The 17,611-nt window shown below is 62.8% G+C and carries 13 protein-coding genes; 9 read left to right on the top strand and 4 right to left on the bottom strand.

Annotation, left to right across the window (positions count from 1 at the left end; genetic code table 11):
* Positions 1–5 precede the first annotated feature (5 nt).
* The 4 genes from ABI796_RS14555 to ABI796_RS14540 all read left to right on the top strand — a co-directional run bounded on the left by ABI796_RS14555 (position 6) and on the right by ABI796_RS14540 (position 5,104).
* On the top strand, positions 6–797 hold the full coding sequence (locus ABI796_RS14555) for a DNA alkylation repair protein (protein ID WP_141281834.1): 792 nt from the start codon (positions 6–8) through the stop codon (positions 795–797).
* A 90-nt stretch (positions 798–887) separates the two neighbouring features.
* Positions 888–2,165 (top strand): uroporphyrinogen-III C-methyltransferase, encoded by a 1,278-nt coding sequence (cobA, locus tag ABI796_RS14550; RefSeq protein WP_141281832.1) that lies wholly within the window; start codon positions 888–890, stop codon positions 2,163–2,165.
* Between the two features lie 20 nt (positions 2,166–2,185).
* Positions 2,186–3,652, top strand: coding sequence for an FAD-dependent oxidoreductase (locus ABI796_RS14545; protein ID WP_141281830.1), 1,467 nt, complete (start codon positions 2,186–2,188; stop codon positions 3,650–3,652).
* A gap of 87 nt (positions 3,653–3,739) precedes the next feature.
* On the top strand, positions 3,740–5,104 hold the full coding sequence (locus ABI796_RS14540; RefSeq protein ID WP_141281828.1) for an MBL fold metallo-hydrolase: 1,365 nt from the start codon (positions 3,740–3,742) through the stop codon (positions 5,102–5,104).
* 75 nt (positions 5,105–5,179) lie between these two features.
* Here the strand turns inward: ABI796_RS14540 and ABI796_RS14535 are convergent, their stop codons facing one another.
* From ABI796_RS14535 to ABI796_RS14525, 3 genes are all read right to left on the bottom strand, one after another.
* Positions 5,180–5,860, bottom strand: a complete 681-nt coding sequence (locus ABI796_RS14535) for a FadR/GntR family transcriptional regulator (RefSeq protein ID WP_141281826.1) — start codon at positions 5,858–5,860, stop codon at positions 5,180–5,182.
* The gene (locus ABI796_RS14530; RefSeq protein WP_141281824.1) at positions 5,857–7,143 is read right to left on the bottom strand and encodes an MFS transporter; all 1,287 of its coding nucleotides are present in this window, start codon (positions 7,141–7,143) and stop codon (positions 5,857–5,859) included. The genes ABI796_RS14535 and ABI796_RS14530 overlap by 4 nt, the downstream gene beginning before the upstream one ends.
* A gap of 101 nt (positions 7,144–7,244) precedes the next feature.
* Entirely contained in the window at positions 7,245–8,687 is a 1,443-nt protein-coding gene (locus tag ABI796_RS14525) for a PucR family transcriptional regulator (protein ID WP_141281822.1), read from the bottom strand.
* A gap of 144 nt (positions 8,688–8,831) precedes the next feature.
* On the opposite strand from ABI796_RS14525, the gene ABI796_RS14520 reads away from it, so the two are divergent.
* Both ABI796_RS14520 and gabT read left to right on the top strand, forming a co-directional pair.
* Positions 8,832–10,262: a gamma-aminobutyraldehyde dehydrogenase gene (locus tag ABI796_RS14520; protein WP_026005257.1), complete on the top strand. Its 1,431-nt coding sequence runs from the start codon at positions 8,832–8,834 to the stop codon at positions 10,260–10,262.
* A gap of 67 nt (positions 10,263–10,329) precedes the next feature.
* Positions 10,330–11,685, top strand: coding sequence for a 4-aminobutyrate--2-oxoglutarate transaminase (gene gabT / locus ABI796_RS14515; RefSeq protein ID WP_141281819.1), 1,356 nt, complete (start codon positions 10,330–10,332; stop codon positions 11,683–11,685).
* A gap of 74 nt (positions 11,686–11,759) precedes the next feature.
* Here the strand turns inward: gabT and rarD are convergent, their stop codons facing one another.
* The gene (rarD, locus tag ABI796_RS14510; RefSeq protein ID WP_141281817.1) at positions 11,760–12,848 is read right to left on the bottom strand and encodes an EamA family transporter RarD; all 1,089 of its coding nucleotides are present in this window, start codon (positions 12,846–12,848) and stop codon (positions 11,760–11,762) included.
* Positions 12,849–12,965: 117 nt separating this feature from the next.
* Here rarD and ABI796_RS14505 point away from each other — a divergent pair, with 117 nt between their 5' ends.
* The 3 genes from ABI796_RS14505 to ABI796_RS14495 all read left to right on the top strand — a co-directional run bounded on the left by ABI796_RS14505 (position 12,966) and on the right by ABI796_RS14495 (position 17,540).
* Positions 12,966–14,426, top strand: coding sequence for an FAD-dependent oxidoreductase (locus tag ABI796_RS14505; RefSeq protein WP_141281815.1), 1,461 nt, complete (start codon positions 12,966–12,968; stop codon positions 14,424–14,426).
* Between the two features lie 150 nt (positions 14,427–14,576).
* Positions 14,577–15,920 carry a GAF domain-containing protein gene (locus ABI796_RS14500; protein ID WP_141281813.1) on the top strand — a complete coding sequence of 448 codons (1,344 nt, stop codon included), beginning with the start codon at positions 14,577–14,579 and terminating at the stop codon, positions 15,918–15,920.
* Between the two features lie 96 nt (positions 15,921–16,016).
* Positions 16,017–17,540, top strand: a complete 1,524-nt coding sequence (locus ABI796_RS14495; protein ID WP_141281811.1) for an aldehyde dehydrogenase family protein — start codon at positions 16,017–16,019, stop codon at positions 17,538–17,540.
* The last annotated feature ends 71 nt before the right edge of the window (positions 17,541–17,611 follow it).

The raw sequence follows: 17,611 nt of genomic DNA, 5'->3' as shown, positions 1-17,611 counted from the left end.
GAGGGATGACGCCCAAAGACGGAAAGGCCCCGAAGAACCGCAAGCCTGCGGCGCCGGCGCCGGGAACCCAACCCACCGCCGTCGCATTTTTGGAGCGCCTGGAAATCCGGCAGTCCGTGGTGGAGCAGGCAAAGTACCAGCGGTATTTCAAGACCGGCAGAGGTGATTACGCCGAGGGGGACTTTTTCCTTGGCGTCCGGATGGGCGAGGTTTTCACGTTGGCCAAGGAATTTGCGGCCATGACCTTGGAAGATATTGAGACGCTGCTGGAGAAGGACATCCACGAGGCCCGGGCGGGTGCCGTGAAGATCATGTCCTTGCAGGCTCAGAAGAAGAAGACCACCAATGAGAGGCGCCAAAGCCTCTACGAGCTGTATCTCCGCAGGCACGACCGCATCAATAACTGGGACCTGGTGGACCTCGGAGCCGGCAGGGTAGTGGGTGGCTGGCTCATGGATAAGCCACGGGATCCGCTCTACCAACTGGCCCGTTCGGAAAACATGTGGGAGCGTCGGACCGCCATTGTTGCCACGTCGGCGTTCATCCGGGAAGGCCAACTGGATGACACCTTCGCCATCGCCGAAATACTGCTGCATGACAAAGAAGACCTCATCCAGAAAGCTGTAGGTGGTTGGGTTCGGGACGCCGGGCGCAGCAGCCGTGAACGCTTGTTGGCCTTCCTCGATGACCACGCCGCCACCATGCCCCGGACGGCGTTACGTTACGCGATCGAGCATCTGGGCAAGGAGCAGCGGGCCTACTACCTGACGCTTAAAGACAGGGTTTCCCCGAGCTAGGCCGGGAAGTATGTGACGTTGGATTACCCAGCGTTACCGGGTGTTTCTGAGCCTTTGAAGCATGTTACGGGGCGGCCCTACAGTTTTTTCATGGCAATACAGGACATTTACCCCACCGCGCTGCGGCTGCTTGGCCGCCCGGTGCTGGTGGTGGGCGGCGGCCCCGTTGCGGAACGCCGTGCCAAGGGACTGCTCGACGCCGGTGCGAAAGTCACCGTTGTTGCGCCCGTTGCCACCGAAAACCTCCACGGACTCGCCGCTTCCGGGCTGCTTACTTTGGAACAGCGCGGGTACCGCACTTCAGACCTCGACGGCGTCTGGTTCGTTCAGACTGCCACTGGCGCTGCCGCTGTGGACACCCAAGTAGCCGCCGACGCCGAGGCGCAGCGCATCTGGTGCGTCAATGCCTCGGACCATGAAGCATCAGCTGCTTGGACACCGGCCGTTGCCGTGGTGGATGACGTGAAGATCGCCATCAACGCCGGGGGCGACCCCCGCCGTGCCATGGCCCTTCGTAATGCTGTGGCCACCGCACTTGAAACCGGCGACCTTCCACTTCGCCGTCACCGTAAGCCGGACGCCGCTGGCACAACGCCCGCCGGCTCCGTGGCCCTCGTGGGTGGCGGTCCTGGCGACTCGGGACTAATCACTGTCCGCGGTCGGCGCCTGCTGGGCCAGGCCGACGTCGTGGTTGCTGACCGTCTGGGGCCGCGTGAGCTGCTGAAGGAGCTTGCCCCGGACGTCCGTGTGATCGAGGTGGGCAAGACGCCCGGCCATCACCCGGTCCCGCAGCTCGAGATCAACCGCATCCTCGTGGACGAAGCCCTCAAGGGCAACCGCGTGGTCCGCCTCAAAGGCGGCGATCCCTACGTGCTGGGTCGCGGTGGCGAGGAAGCGGAATTCTGCCGGCAGAACGGCGTCGAGGTTGAAGTGGTGTCCGGCGTAACGTCGGCGATCTCGGTTCCGGCCGCTGCCGGTATTCCCGTGACACACCGCGGCCTGGCCAAGGGCTTCAGCGTAGTAACCGGCCATGAAGAGCTGTCCGAGGTCCCCGCACGCCCCGATCACACTGTGGTGTTGCTCATGGGTGTGGCTCAATTGCGTGATTCCGCGGCTGCGCTGGCCGGCTCGGGTCTGCCTTTGGACACGCCAGTAGGTATCGTAGAGAACGGGTATTTGCCGGATCAGCGCGTCACCATCGGCACTCTGGGCACCATCGCGGACCAGGCGGAAGCCGTCGGCGTGGCCAACCCGGCGGTCATTGTGATCGGCGATGTGGTCCGCGTCAGCCCCTTTGCACCGCAGCATTTCAAGACCGCTGATTACAGCACCATTACCCCAAATCGTCCCCGCGTCCGCAGTAACTGAGAAGAAGAAGGAACACAGCCGTGTCAATTAGCACCCCCGTAGGTTCTGCGGACCGTCCGCTTCGCGTCGCCGTCATCGGCTCCGGCCCGGCCGGCGTGTACGCAGCGGACATCCTGACCAAGAGCGAGGCCGTCAAGAGCGGCGAGCTCAACGTCAGCATCGACCTCTTTGACCGTTACCCGGCACCGTACGGCCTCATCCGCTACGGCGTCGCACCGGACCACCCCCGCATCAAGGGCATCGTCAACGCACTGCACAAGGTCCTGGACCGTGGCGACATCCGCTTCTTCGGCAACGTGGACTACGGTACGGACATCTCCATTGAGGACCTCCGTAGGCACTACGACGCCGTGATCTTCGCCACCGGCGCCATCAAGGATGCGGACCTGAACATCCCGGGCATCGAACTTGAAGGCTCCTTCGGCGGCGCCGACTTCGTCTCCTGGTACGACGGTCACCCGGACGTTCCGCGCGAATGGCCGCTGGACGCGAAGGAGATCGCTGTCCTCGGCAACGGCAACGTGGCCCTCGACGTCGCTCGTGTCCTGTCCAAGCACGCCGATGACCTCCTGGTCACCGAAATTCCGGACAACGTCTACGCCGGCCTGAAGAACTCCCCGGTCACCGACGTTCACGTCTTCGGCCGCCGTGGTCCGGCACAGGTGAAGTTCACCCCGCTGGAACTCCGCGAACTCTCGCACTCCAAGGACGTAGACATCATCCTCTACGCCGAGGATTTCGAGTTCGACGAAGAATCGGACCGCCAGGTCCAGACCAACAACCAGACCAAGACCATGGTGGGTACGCTCACCAACTGGATTGCCGAGCAGCCGGAGGACCTCTCCGAGCTCACCGCTTCCCGCCGCCTGCACCTGCACTTCCTGCACAGCCCGGTGGAGATCGTGGACTCCCCGGACACCCCGGGCAAGGTTGCCGGCATCAAGTTTGAGCGCACCGAACTGGACGGTACGGGCAACGCCCGCGGCACCGGCGAGTTCATCGACTACCCGGTTCAGGCCGTGTACCGTTCCATCGGCTACTTCGGTTCGGCTCTGCCGGACGTCGAGTTCGACCACAAGAAGGGCGTCGTCACCAACGACGGCGGTCGCGTCCTGGACGCCGACGGCCAGCACGTACCCGGCCTCTACGCCACGGGCTGGATCAAGCGCGGCCCGGTTGGCCTCATTGGCCACACCAAGGGCGATGCCCTCGAAACCGTGACGTACCTGCTTGAAGACCGGGAGAACCTGCCGGTTGCCGAGGTTCCCGCAGCCGACGCCGTAGTGGAACTCCTGGACGCCCGTGGCGTGAAGTTCACCAGCTGGGAAGGCTGGCTGGCCCTGGACGCCCACGAGCTCGCACTCGGTGCAGCAGCAACCGAGGCCGGCACCTCCCACGGTGTTGAGGTCAAGCGTGAGCGCATCAAGGTTGTTCCCCGCGAGGACATGGTCAACATCTCCCGTGACGGTGTAGCCGCACAGGTCTAGTTTCTTCCGTTTCACAGCAGGCGGGGTCACTCCTTTCGAGTGGCCCCGCTGCTGCTTAAGGTCTAACTGCCGGCGGTACCCTGAGTCATGGACGTCGTTGTCATTGAAACGCCCCAGTTGGGGGACCGGAGTTACTTGGTGCACGACGGCAATGTGGCTCTGGTGATTGACCCTCAACGCGATATTGACCGGGTTGAAGCTGCCGCCCGCGAAGCCGGAGTTCGGATCACCCACGTGGCCGAAACGCACCTCCACAACGACTACGTCACCGGCGGGTTGGTCCTGGCAGAGAAGCACGGTGCTGCGTACCTGGTGAATGCCGAGGATCACCTCGCATTTACCCGGGTGCCCGTCACGGACGGGCAGGTTATCCGCGTTGGCCAGCTCGTGGTGCGAGTGGTTGCCACGCCCGGCCACACTCATACGCACCTTTCGTACGTGGTCCGGGATGACACGCACGACGACGGCGCTGAGGCCGTGTTTTCCGGCGGCAGCTTGCTCTACGGTTCGGTGGGCCGGACGGACCTGGTCTCTTCCGATGACACCGCGACGCTGGCTCATGACCAGTACTCCTCGGTCCGCCGGTTGGTGGACTCTGCGGATCCTGATGCGGCGCTCTACCCGACCCATGGCTTCGGATCGTTCTGTTCCATCGGCCCCGCAAGCCACCAGGAATCATCAACGATCGGCGAGCAGGCCAAGTCCAACCACGCCCTGACGGATCCCGACGAGGACCACTTCGTGTCAGAGTTGTTGGCGAACATCACCGCTTATCCCGCGTACTACGCCCACATGAGCCCGCTCAATGCGGCAGGAGTGGGACCTGCAGCCCTTGCTGTCCCGGACTCCGTCAATACTGAAGAGTTGACCCGACGCCTGGACGCAGGGGAGTGGGTGGTGGACCTCCGGCACAGAGTGGCTTTCGCAGACGGCCACCTCAAGGGCAGCGTGAGCTTCGAGTACGGGAAGGGCGATAACTTCACCAGCTACCTCGGCTGGGTGATCCCCTGGAATCAACCACTCACACTGCTGGGACCCAGGGGAGAGGTGGAAAAGGCGATCCGCGACCTGGCGAGAATCGGCATCGACAGTCCGGATGCCGCCGTCGGGCATCAACCTGGTGAGTGGTCGCCTGAGTCTACGCCGGCGAGCTACCCGTACGGGGAGTGGACTGCGCTCCTCAAAGGCCGTGCGCCTGGGGACGTGGTGCTGGATGTTCGTCGCCCGGAGGAGTTCGGGGCATCGCACATCAAGGGAGCCCTCAACATTCCCGTTTACGAGCTTCCCGGCAAGATCACGGAACTGCCGGAGACGAAGATTTGGGTTCACTGTGCCACGGGATACCGGGCGAGTGTCGCAGCCAGCCTGCTGGACCGGGCCGGACGCGATGTGGTGCTGATCAACGCCAGATTCAAGGACGCAGCCGGGGCCGGGATCGAAACGGTGCCGTAAGACGTTGCCGCCCCGCTAAACCGTGGTGGGGCAACAACGGTGTTGCGGGTTCGCAACGTCATGGCCCCGCAGACGTTACCGCGGCGCCTGATCCGAACAGTAGTCAAGGTTCCGGTAGACGCTGCGGACGGCGGCATCGGGATCGTGTGCTTCCAGTGCGTCCACCAGCTCATCGTGGCCTTCGCGCGGAATGCCGTTGAAACCGCCCTTGCGCTGCTGCCGGAGCAGATCGTTGTGGAACACTCCGCCGAACGACACATAGAGCTGGTGCAGCAACGGATTCCCGGACGCCAAAGCAACGCGCTCATGGAATTCCCAATCGGCGCTGGCCCACGTGGGGTAGTCCTCGGCCTGCCAGGCATCATGTCGGAGTGCGAGGAGGCGGCGCATTTCAGCCAGATCCTCTGCGGTGGCGTGCTTCGTCGCCAGGCGGGCGGCCTGGGTATCCAAGCCGAGACGGACCTCAACAATGTGCTCCTGCGTGTGCTCCAAGTACATGCGTTGGGCCGCGCCGGACATCTCACTGTTGGCCCGCACATAGGTGCCGTCACCCCGGCGGACCTCCAACATGCCCGAGTGTGCCAGCGCCTTAATGGCTTCGCGCAGGGTTCCCCGCGAAACTCCAAGGGTGGACATGAGCTCGGGCTCGGCAGGAATCCGCTCTTGAAGCGGCCATTCACCGGATTTGATCATGTCCCGCAGCTTGGCGGTGATCTCCTCGGCAAGGGCCGGGCGATGCGAAGGGGTCAGGGTCATGCTGTCCTCGGTCCGGTCTTGGTAGCAGTGCGCTTGCTGGTCAGCAGGTGGCAGGTCACCATGAGCGCCACCGCCACGATGGACAGCAGGCTCAAGGGCAGCACCCAGCCGCCGGTGGCGCTGTGGAGCAGCCCCATGCCAAACGGGCCAATTGCCGCAATCAAGTATCCCAGCGATTGGGCGATGGTGGACAGGGCGGTGGTTTCGGCCGTCGAGCGTCCGCTGCGGCTGATGATCACCAGAACCAGCGGGAAGATGCCCAGGCCGAAACCGAACAGCACGGCCGGAACAACGGCCAATGACGTGGGGAGCCACACCATGGCGGCGATGGCCAGCAAGGTGGAGCTGCTGGCGAGGTACAGGGCGGGCCGCAGCATGCCGGGCCGGGAACCGAACGCGAGAAGGATCATGCCGGCAGCAACCGAGACCAGCTGCATGACGCCGAACTGCAGGCCGCTTTCGGAGGCGCTGAGTCCTTGGGAGGTCAGGATGTAGGCGAACCAGCTCATCACGGCATAAGCCAGGAATGCCTGGAAGGTGAAGATCGCGGTGATCAGAAGGCCCAAACGGGTGCGCAGCAGGGGCCACATGGAGACCCGTGGACGATCGGTCTTGGTGGCCTTCCGGTGCGTGTGCAGGACTACCGGCAGGAAACCCAACAGAGCCGCGACGCCCAGGAGGCCCCAGGCGGCCAGCCCAATGGAAGGCGAGCCGAGTTCCTGAGCCAAGGGAACGCTGACCACTGCGGCGAAGGTGGCTCCGCCTGACATGGTGAAGGTGTAGAGGCCGGTCATCATGGAGGTGCGCTCTGAGTAGTGCTCACGGATGAAGGACGGCATGGCCACGTTGCACACGGCAAGGCCGGACATTGCCAGCACCGTGCCTCCAAGGAGGGCGCCCGTCACCGGAACGCCACGCACCAGCAAGCCGCCGGCCAGCAGTGCCAAAGCGATGGCGATCGCCTTCTCCACGCCCACCCGGCGGGTTAGCCAGGACGTTCCCATGCCTGCAACCGCAAAGCACAACAGGGGAATGGAAGGCAGGATGGACGCTACCAGGGCGCCATAACCCAGCACCTGCTGCAGATCATGGAACAGGGCTGCGGCGCTGGTGATGCCCGCGCGCAGATTCAGGCCGATCAGCACCACGGCAATAATGCCGACGACGGCGACGACGCGCGTCTTGGGAACTGCCGGGCTTGCCGAAAGCGCTGGCGCCACCTGGGCAGGGCTGACAGTAGGGATGTTTCCGGTGCTGGGGGTAAGGGGAGTCGTCGCGGCCATGTTTAAAGGTTAGACGTTTGACGTCTAATGTCCAGAGTTTTGTGGCGAAGCTCTCCGCACGGGCTACCAGTAGGGACTCACAGTAGGGACTTGCGGGAGGCCTAGCGGGGGTTGCGCGAACCCAGTCTTTGCACGGCCAAAGCAAGCCAAAGCTGTACACGGTCCGGCGTCTGGGAGGGGTCGTATCCGGTTAGCTCAGTGATCTGGGCCAGGCGGTAGCGCACCGTATTCCTGTGCAGGGTCAGCGCTTCGGCCACCGCAGCCACCGAGCCGTTGTGGTTCAGGTAGCTCTCCAAGGTGGCCACCAACTCGGCGCCGTGGGCAGCATCGAACTTCCGCAGCGGCGTCAGCGACTCGCTTGCCATGTCCGCCAGGGGAACGTCCTCGCTGGCGAGCAACAGGGAAGTCAGGCTCAGGCGCTCCGGCTCGTTGACCGGCAAGCCGTGCGCCACGGCGTCGCGCGCTTCAAAGTAGCTCCAGCGCAGTCCGTTCGGCTTCGTGTAGGCGCCGCCGATGCCTATCACGGCGTGGATACCGGCCTCCTGCAAATGATCGCTCAGGCTCTTGGCCAGAGCCGTGGCCGAGCTTCCGTCGTCGCTGATGACCGTGACCAGATCCTTCCCGACGACGGCGCTGACGCCGGCTTCCAGCGCCTGGGGGAGGGAAATGCTGATCAGCTGTTTGTGGTGGGCCGCAGACTCCGCCACGAGCACCACGTTCTTCCGGGTGCTGTTGATGCCAACCCCTGCCAGTCGACGGGCGGCTTCGATGCTTTCCAGCGTGCCGTGAATGACGTCGTCCAGCACCTGCCCGGCCATGGCCCGCTGCGCCTGGCGTTGTTTGACCATGTTGTTGAGCTCAACACTGATGAGGTTTTGGGCGTAGCTGACAATGCCGGAGTCAACAAAGGGTTGCCGCAGCCAGAGCGTGCAGGCGTCCCTGCGGCCGGTGGGAATCGGGTACGAAGCCCAGCCCTCCGCCGTCGGGGCCGGTTTCCCGGCCACGCTGTTATAAAGCTGCGCGCTGAACTGGGTAAGCACCACGTCGGTGCGGAGCATGCTGCCCAGTTGTTTGAGGAGCTCATTCAAGCCGCCGCCGGTGAGGAGTGAGCGCGCCAGGATCTGGTGCCCGGCCAGGAGCCGCTCCAAATTGGAATAGTGGTCAGCCGAATGCGATTCGGCCACGAGTTTGCCGATTGCAATGAAGGGGATCTCGTAAGGGACTTCCACCAGCGGCAAACCCCAACGGTTGGCTTCGGCGATGAGTGCTTCCGGGACGGCCTCGTGGGTGAGCCCGATTCCGAAGCCGATCCCCACGGCGCCGGCGCGCTGGGCTTGGCGGACGAAGCGCCGTTGGTCCGCGGCGCTCTTGAGGCGCAGTCCGGTGGTGAGGACCAATTCTCCGCCGCTGAGGAAGCGCTGTGGATCTTCCAGCTCAGTCACGGCAACCCAGCTGATGTCCTGGTTCCAGGTGGTTTCCGCCAAACCGGCCTGGCGGAGTTTCAAGGAGGGGACAGCGACGAGCGAAGCGAGGGACATTGCCATGCTTAAAAGCGTAACCCGGCACTGGTCAAGCGCACTAAGCGGAAGGTTCTTCTGTGTGCAGCTGGCTATTCCTTGACCCCCCTGCCTGGCATAGGCTCTGATCAGCTAAACCCATGCCCAGACTCCGAAAGAGGGTTGCACACCGTGGTTCAAACCTTGCAGAACTTCATCAACGGCGAATTCGTTACGCCGGCAGGTACGGGTCTTCTGGACATCGTGAACCCCGCCACCGGGGAAATCGTTGCCAAGTCGCCCATTTCGGTGCAGGCCGACGTAGACGCTGCCATGACCGCGGCCAACCAGGCCTTCAAGTCCTGGAAGAAGGCCACCCCCGGCCAGCGCCAGCTGATGCTCCTCAAGCTCGCCGACGCCGTAGAGGCCAACAGCGATGAACTCGTCGAAGCCCAGCACCGCAACACCGGACAGGTCCGTTCCCTGATCGCTTCAGAGGAAGTTGCTGCAGGCGCGGACCAGCTTCGCTTCTTCGCCGGTGCAGCACGCATCATGGAAGGCAAGTCCGCAGGGGAGTACTTTGAGGGCCACACCTCCTACGTTCGCCGCGAACCGATCGGCGTTGTAGCCCAGGTTGCTCCGTGGAACTACCCGTTCCTCATGGCCATCTGGAAGATCGGCCCTGCCCTGGCAGCAGGCAACACCATCGTCCTGAAGCCCTCGGACACCACCCCGGAATCCACGCTGGTCCTGGCACGCCTCGCCGGTGAGATCTTCCCGGCCGGCGTCCTCAACGTTGTCCTCGGCACCGGCGAAACCGGCGCCATGATGGTTGACCACAAGGTTCCCGGACTCGTTTCCATCACTGGTTCCGTCCGCGCCGGCATCGCCGTTGCCAGCGGCGCAGCCAAGGGTCTCAAGCGTGCCCACCTGGAGCTTGGCGGCAAGGCACCGGCAATCGTCTTCAAGGACGCCGACATCAAGAAGAGCGCCGCGGCGATCGCCGAGTTCGCCTTCTTCAACGCTGGCCAGGACTGCACGGCCATCACCCGCGTGCTGGTGGAAGACTCCGTTCACGACGACGTCGTGGCGGCAATGGTGGAACACACCAAGACCCTGCACACCGGTTCGCAGAACGACGAAGACAACTACTTCGGCCCGTTGAACAACGTGAACCACTTCAACGCCGTGACCTCCGTGGTGGAAAACCTGCCGGCCAACTGCAAGATCGAAACCGGTGGCCACCGCGCAGGAGAGAAGGGCTTCTTCTTCGAGCCCACCATCATCTCCGGCGCCAAGCAGACCGATGACATCGTGCAGAAGGAAACCTTCGGCCCCGTCATCACCGTCCAGAAGTTCAGCACTGAAGAAGAAGCGCTCGAACTCGCCAACGACGTCGAGTACGCCTTGGCGTCCAGCGTCTGGACCACCGACCACGGCACGGCCATGCGCATGAGCCGCGACCTTGACTTCGGTGCCGTCTGGATCAACACCCACATCCTCCTGACGGCAGAGATGCCGCACGGCGGGTTCAAGCAGTCCGGCTACGGCAAGGACCTCTCCATGTACGGCGTTGAGGATTACACGCGCATCAAGCACGTGATGTCCGCACTTGATGCATAACGCAGTTGCATAACGCAGCCGCGTAACCCGTACCTTCACCAGAGCTTCCCAGAAAGGCTAATTTCCCATGACTACAACCGCGAACGAACTCTCGTACCGCATCGAGCAGAAGCGCAACATCAACGGCGCCTTCCCCGGCCCCAAGTCGCAGGCACTGGCCGAGCGCCGCTCCGCCGTCGTTGCTGCCGGCGTTGCCTCGGGCGTGCCCGTTTACGTTGAAGACGCCGACGGCGGCATCATCCGCGACGTTGACGGCAACTCCTTCATCGACCTCGGCTCCGGCATCGCCGTGACAAGCGTCGGCGCGTCCGACCCCGCCGTCGTTGCCGCTGTCCAGGAAGCTGCCGCGCACTTCACGCACACCTGCTTCATGGTCACCCCCTACGAGGGCTACGTTGCAGTTGCCGAGCAGCTGAACCGCCTCACCCCGGGCGACCACGCCAAGCGCACCGTACTCTTCAACTCCGGTGCCGAAGCTGTGGAGAACGCCGTCAAGGTTGCACGCCTGGCAACCGGCCGCGACGCCGTCGTAGCTTTTGACCACGCATACCACGGCCGCACCAACCTGACCATGGCACTGACTGCCAAGGCCATGCCGTACAAGACCAACTTCGGCCCGTTCGCGCCCGAGGTCTACCGCATGCCCATGAGCTACCCGTTCCGTGAAGAGAACCCGGAAATCACCGGTGCCGAGGCCGCGAAGCGCGCCATCACCATGATCGAGAAGCAGATCGGTGGCGACCAGGTTGCCGCGATCATCATCGAACCCATCCAGGGCGAAGGTGGCTTCATTGTTCCGGCCGAAGGCTTCCTCCCGGCACTGTCCGCATGGGCCAAGGAAAAGGGCATCGTCTTCATCGCTGACGAGGTCCAGTCCGGCTTCTGCCGCACGGGCGAATGGTTCGCCGTTGACCACGAAGGTGTTGTCCCGGACATCATCACCATGGCCAAGGGCATTGCCGGCGGCCTCCCGCTGTCCGCCATCACCGGCCGCGCAGACCTTCTCGACGCCGTTCACCCGGGCGGCCTCGGCGGCACCTACGGTGGCAACCCGGTTGCTTGCGCAGCAGCACTCGCAGCAATCGACACCATGGAACAGCACAACCTCAACGGCCGTGCCCGCCACATCGAAGAGCTCGCCGTGGGCAAGCTCCGCGAGCTGGCCGGCGAAGTTTCCGTGGTTGGCGACATCCGTGGCCGCGGTGCCATGCTGGCCATCGAGCTGGTCCAGTCCGGTTCCAAGGAGCCGAACGCTGAGCTCACCAAGGCCGTTGCTGCCGCTTGCCTCAAGGAAGGCGTCATCATCCTGACCTGTGGCACCTACGGCAACGTGATCCGCCTGCTCCCGCCGCTGGTCATCAGCGACGAACTGCTGATCGACGGCCTTGAGGTCCTCGCCGCAGCCATCAAGGCTCACGCGTAAGTTTTGCCGCTTCACACAAGGAGGGCCGGGTTCACTTGTGGACCCGGCCCTCCTTGCGCGTTTAACGGGACGTGCTACGCGGCGGCCGTTGCCTTGCGCTGAGCCTGCTTTTTGAGCACCGAGTTTTTCCTGGTGGTGCGAAGCATGTCGATGGTGAGCAGTATCAGCGCCAACCACACTACGCAGAAGCCGATCCAGCGGGCGGTGGTCATGGTCTCGTTGAACACGGCCAGCGCCACGATGAACTGAAGCACCGGTGCGAAGTACTGCAGCAAGCCGATGGTGGTCATGGGCAAGCGGCGGGCTGATGCGCCGAAGAACAGCAGCGGAACAGCCGTGATGACGCCGGATGCCACCAGCAGCCAGAAGTGGCCCGCACCCAGGGTGGTCAGAGTTTCGACGCCGGTCACGGCCAGGACCACCATGGTGATGGCGGCAAAGGGAGCCAACACCACCGTTTCGACGCTGAGGCTTGTGAGGGCGTCAACCTTGGGGCCTACGCGCTTTTTCACGAAGCCGTAGAGGCCAAAGCTGAACGCGAGGATCAGCGCAATCCAGGGGAGTTGCCCGTAGGAGAACGTCAGGACGCCCACCGCAACGAACCCAATGCCAACAGCAGTCCATTGCAGGGGACGCAGTTTTTCCTTGAGGACAAAAACTCCGAGCAAAACGGAGACCAGCGGGTTAATGAAGTACCCCAAGGACGTCTCAACGGCATGGCCCGTGGTAACGCCGAAGGTGTAGGTGAGCCAGTTGATGGCAATCAGCACAGCGGCCAGGGCCAAGGGGCCGAACACCGTGCGGTCCTTGACCGCAGCGCCAAAGACCCGCCAGGCCCGCGTGATGGTGATGAGAAGTGCGCAGAAGAGCAGGGACCAGACGATCCGGTTGGCTACGATTTCGATCGCACTGGCGGGCATGAGGACGAAGAAGTACAGGGGAAGCAGCCCCCACAGGCCATAAGCCCCGATCCCAAACAGAATTCCCGCCGTCGACTCGCTCCGTACGGGCTTGCCTCCCGGTTTGCCGGAGCCGCCCGAAGCGCCGGTACCGCCGCCGCCCGCCGTCGTCGTGGGTTGGTTTGAAGAGGGGAAGTTGGCAGCTATCTGTTCCGGAGTCGACACATTGTCGCCAACACCGTCCGAAGCCGCAATATTCCGCAATCTTTATCATTTTCTGTGACTCCTGCCATATAAGCAGCCGGGTGTGGGACTGACATCTAGAATTGGAATCTGCGCGCCCCAACAATGGCGTGGCTCACTGCTTCGGAAGGGCTAACGGTGTCCAACTCAGCCGCAACAACCCCCAATCGTCCGCTTCGCGTTGCCATTGTTGGTGCGGGACCTGCAGGCGTTTATGCCGCGGACATTCTGACTAAATCCAATGAGGTCAAAGACGGGCATGTGGAGGTCAGCATTGATCTCTTCGAGGCATATCCGGCACCGTACGGCCTGATCCGCTACGGGGTGGCCCCCGATCACCCGCGCATCAAGGGAATCGTCAATGCCCTGCACAAGGTTTTGGACCGCGGTGATATCAGGTTCCTTGGCAACGTGACCTACGGCCGGGATCTCACGCTCCATGATTTCCGTGCGTTCTACGACGCCGTGATCTTCTCCACCGGTGCCATCAAGGACGCAGACCTGAACATTCCGGGCGTCGAGCTGGAGGGCTCCTTCGGCGGGGCTGACTTCGTGTCCTGGTACGACGGACACCCGGACGTGTCCCGCGACTGGCCGCTTGATGCCAGGGAAATCGCCGTGATCGGCAACGGCAACGTCGCCCTGGATGTGGCCCGGATGCTGGTCAAACACCCGGAGGAACTCCTGGTCACGGAGATCCCGGACAACGTGTATGCCGGGCTCAAGAAGTCACCGGTCACCGACGTCCATGTTTTCGGCCGCCGTGGCCCGGCGCAGGTGAAGTTCACTCCGTTGGAGTTGCGCGAACTGTCCCACTGTAAAGATGTGGACATTGTCCTGTACCCGGAGGACTTCGAATTCGACGAAGCCTCGGATGAAGCCATCAAAACCAACAACCAGATCAAGACCATGGTCAACACTATGACCAACTGGCTGGTGGAGGAGCATGCAGAATCGGAGCAGCCTTCCTCACGCCGCCTGCACTTGCACTTCCTGCACAGCCCGGTGGAGATTCTTGACTCAGCTGAGACGCCCGGAAAGGCCTCCGGCATCAAGTTCGAACGAATGCAGCTGGACGGAACAGGCAACGTCAAGGGCACTGGAGAGTTCATCGAGTACCCGGTCCAATCGGTTTACCGGGCAATCGGCTATCACGGTTCGCCGCTGGAGGAGCTGGAGTACGACGCCCGCCGTGGCGTCATACCGAACGACGGCGGTCGCGTCCTGGGTGCCGACGGCGAACCGGTGCCGGGAATCTACGCCACGGGTTGGATCAAGCGCGGGCCTGTCGGTTTGATCGGGCACACCAAGGGCGATGCTTTGGAGACCATTGGCTTCCTTTTGGAGGACAGGCTGAACCTGCCACCGGCGGAGAACCCGGATCCGCAGGCCATCATCGACCTCCTTGAGGAACGTGGAATCGAGTACACCACGTGGGAGGGTTGGAACAGGCTCGATGCCCACGAAGCCGCCCTCGGTGCGGCATGGACTTCCGCCCAAACGTCCGGTGACGGCACCGCCGTCGAGGGTGATGGTGTGGTCCGCGAGCGCATCAAGGTTGTTCCGCGGGAGGAAATGATCCGGATCTCCCGCGGCTAACGGGTGAGTTTTTGTACAGGTAACGCCCTTAAACCGGGCCCATGAGGGCGTTACCTGTACAAAAACTCCAGCCCTGGAACTAGACTGCTGGGTACTGTCCCGCCCACCACACGTGCAGCGCACTGTTGTTGCGGACTATCAGGGAGTTCGATGAGGAATCCAGTCCATCCACCCGTTCCTGGCAGCGATGCCGCGGCGTTGTTGCAGAAGCGTGCCCTCACCGGCCATGAACGCATGGATTCTTTGCGTCTTGGGGTGCCTGAGGACATCATCGGGTTGCGCCGCTTGGTCCGTGAGTCCTGGCAGCGTTCGGCGAGCCTGCAGGCAAACCCTGATGTTGCCGAAGCGCCTCTTGCCATGGACCGAGATGAGCTGGAGGAGTACCGCCGGCAGCATCCCTTGGCCACCATCATGCCTGTGATCAAGAAGCTCCTGGTTCAACCCAGCCATGACAGTGGGCTCCTGGTGGCAGTGGGGGACGACGTTGGCCGGCTCCTTTGGGTTGATGGCGATCCCGTGATGCAGCGCCGCGCGGAGGGCATGATGTTCGTGGCCGGCGCTGACTGGTCTGAAGCCTCGGTGGGCACCAGCGCTCCGGGGACTGCGTTGGCTTTGGACCGTAGCATCCAGATTTCCGGTGCGGAGCATTTCAAACGTTCCGTCCATCCGTGGAGTTGCACGGCGGTTCCCTTCCATGACCCCGATTCCGGCGCGGTTCTGGGGGTTGTGGATATCACCGGGACGGAAACAGCGGTTGCCGCACACACCCTTTCCTTGGTGGAGGCTACGGTTGCTGCAGCTCAGGCGCAGCTGCGTATTGAACGGCTCACGCTTGCTGCCGCGGTCAGGGATAAGCCTCGACGCCGGAGCGGGGCGGCCACGTCCGGGCAGGCCCTGTACCGGAACAGCCTGCAGCTGTTGGGCCGCGACCAGGCATTGCTCAGCATCGATGGGCGGACGGTTTCGCTCTCTGCCCGCCACAGCGAAATCCTGGCCATCCTCAGCAGCCACCCCGCCGGGCTCAGCGCTGAAGACCTCTGCAACCAGCTGTATCCCGGTGATGGCTCTGCCGTGACACTTCGGGCCGAAATGGTGCGCCTGCGCAAAGTGATCCAGGAACTCAGCCCGGATGCGGTCCCCGGGTCCCGTCCTTATCGTCTGCCGGTTGAACTCCTTCCGGATTCCGGCCAGGTCCTGAGTTGCCTTCAGCGCGGTGCCCACCGCATAGCCCTGGAAATCTACAAAGGTGGGCTGTTGCCCCGATCGGAGGCTCCCGGCGTCGTGCAGTTGCGTGAAAGGGTCTCGCATCTGCTGCGTGAGGCGCTGCTTAGCGACGGCAGCGTTGATTCGCTCCTGAAGTACGCTGAGCTGCCCGAGGCGAAGTACGACGTCGACCTCCGCCTTGCGGTGTTGAAGCTGCTGCCGCCGCGCTCGCCCAAGCGCGCCGCCGTCGTCGCGGATCTCGAGCGGATCGAAACGGAGCTCAAAGCGTGAGCTGACTCACATGGTTGCAACGTAGCTGCAACCTCCACGCTCTTAGGCTCGGATCAATGGCGACAGCCACCGTGATTCGCAGCAAAGGAGCTAGCAATGACTGTTTACGCACAGCCGGGTGCCGAGGGTTCGAAGGTTACTTTCAAGGACCGCTACGAAAACTGGATCGGCGGCGAATGGGTTGCCCCGGTCAAGGGTGCCTACTTTGAGAACATCACCCCCGTCACGGGCAAGGCCTTCTGCGAGGTAGCCCGCGGCACCGCTGAGGACATTGAGCTGGCGCTTGACGCCGCACACAAGGTTGCACCCTCCTGGGGCAAGACCTCCGCCACGGAGCGCGCGGCCATTCTGAACAAGATCGCGGACCGCATTGATGAAAATGTTGAACTCCTTGCAGTTGCTGAGACCTGGGACAACGGCAAGCCCGTCCGCGAAACCCTCAACGCCGATATCCCGTTGGCGGCGGACCACTTCCGCTATTTCGCATCCGCCGTCCGCGCGCAGGAAGGCCACCTCTCCCAGCTGGATGAGGACACTACCGCCTACCACTTCAAGGAGCCGCTGGGCGTTGTTGGCCAGATCATCCCGTGGAACTTCCCCATCCTCATGGCAGTGTGGAAGCTGGCTCCGGCGCTCGCGGCCGGCAATGCCGTAGTCCTCAAACCGGCTGAGCAGACGCCCACCTCCATCCTGGTCCTCATGGAACTGATCGGTGACCTTCTCCCGGCCGGTGTAGTGAACGTGGTCAATGGCTTTGGTGTGGAGGCGGGCAAGCCGCTGGCGTCCAGCTCCCGGATCCGCAAAATCGCTTTCACGGGTGAAACCACCACTGGCCGTTTGATCAGCCAGTACGCGTCGAACAACCTCATTCCCGTCACACTTGAACTGGGCGGCAAGAGCCCCAACATCTTCTTTGACGATGTTGCGGAGCAGAACGATGCTTTCTACGACAAAGCACAGGAAGGCTTCACGCTTTTCGCCTTCAACCAAGGCGAAGTCTGCACCTGCCCGTCCCGTGCTCTGGTCCAAGAGGGCATTTACGACTCCTTCATGACGGACGTTGTGGCCCGGACCAACAAGATCATCCAGGGCAATCCGCTGGATACCGAGACCCAGATAGGCGCCCAGGCCTCGAATGACCAGCTGGAAAAGATCCTGTCCTACATTGACATCGGAAAGCAGGAAGGCGCCAAGCTGCTCACCGGCGGTGGCCGGGCAGAACTCTCCGGTGAATTGGCTGGCGGCTACTACGTTCAGCCCACCATTTTTGAAGGCCACAACCGGATGCGGATCTTCCAGGAGGAGATCTTTGGCCCGGTGGTCTCCGTCACCAGGTTCAGCGACTACAACGACGCAATCGGCATCGCCAACGACACCCTTTATGGGCTGGGTGCCGGCGTATGGTCGCGCAACGGAAATGTGGCCTACCGCGCCGGCCGGGAAATCCAGGCAGGCCGCGTGTGGGTCAACAACTACCACGCCTACCCGGCAGGGGCCGCCTTCGGTGGCTACAAGTCCTCAGGTATTGGCCGTGAGAACCACGCCATGATGCTGGACCACTACCAGCAGACCAAGAACCTCCTGGTCAGCTACAACGAGAACAAGCTCGGCTTCTTCTAGGAGTTTTTGTACAGCAGATGCCCTGATGGAGCCGTTTTAAGGGCATCAGCTGTACAAAAACTCCCATCATT

The organism is Paenarthrobacter aurescens (assembly GCF_041549525.1).
Classification (GTDB): domain Bacteria; phylum Actinomycetota; class Actinomycetes; order Actinomycetales; family Micrococcaceae; genus Arthrobacter; species Arthrobacter aurescens.
The sequence above is the reverse complement of the archived record's forward strand: the minus strand, read 5'-3'. Positions and strand labels throughout refer to the sequence as shown.

What these genes read in the sequence shown, in the direction of transcription:
- ABI796_RS14555 (WP_141281834.1), top strand. Translation starts at nt 6, where the DNA reads ATGACGCCCAAAGACGGAAAGGCCCCGAAGAACCGCAAGCCTGCGGCG.
- cobA (WP_141281832.1), top strand. Translation starts at nt 888, where the DNA reads ATGGCAATACAGGACATTTACCCCACCGCGCTGCGGCTGCTTGGCCGC.
- ABI796_RS14540 (WP_141281828.1), top strand. Translation starts at nt 3,740, where the DNA reads ATGGACGTCGTTGTCATTGAAACGCCCCAGTTGGGGGACCGGAGTTAC.
- ABI796_RS14535 (WP_141281826.1), bottom strand. Translation starts at nt 5,860, where the DNA reads ATGACCCTGACCCCTTCGCATCGCCCGGCCCTTGCCGAGGAGATCACC.
- ABI796_RS14530 (WP_141281824.1), bottom strand. Translation starts at nt 7,143, where the DNA reads ATGGCCGCGACGACTCCCCTTACCCCCAGCACCGGAAACATCCCTACT.
- ABI796_RS14525 (WP_141281822.1), bottom strand. Translation starts at nt 8,687, where the DNA reads ATGGCAATGTCCCTCGCTTCGCTCGTCGCTGTCCCCTCCTTGAAACTC.
- gabT (WP_141281819.1), top strand. Translation starts at nt 10,330, where the DNA reads ATGACTACAACCGCGAACGAACTCTCGTACCGCATCGAGCAGAAGCGC.
- ABI796_RS14500 (WP_141281813.1), top strand. Translation starts at nt 14,577, where the DNA reads ATGAGGAATCCAGTCCATCCACCCGTTCCTGGCAGCGATGCCGCGGCG.
- ABI796_RS14495 (WP_141281811.1), top strand. Translation starts at nt 16,017, where the DNA reads ATGACTGTTTACGCACAGCCGGGTGCCGAGGGTTCGAAGGTTACTTTC.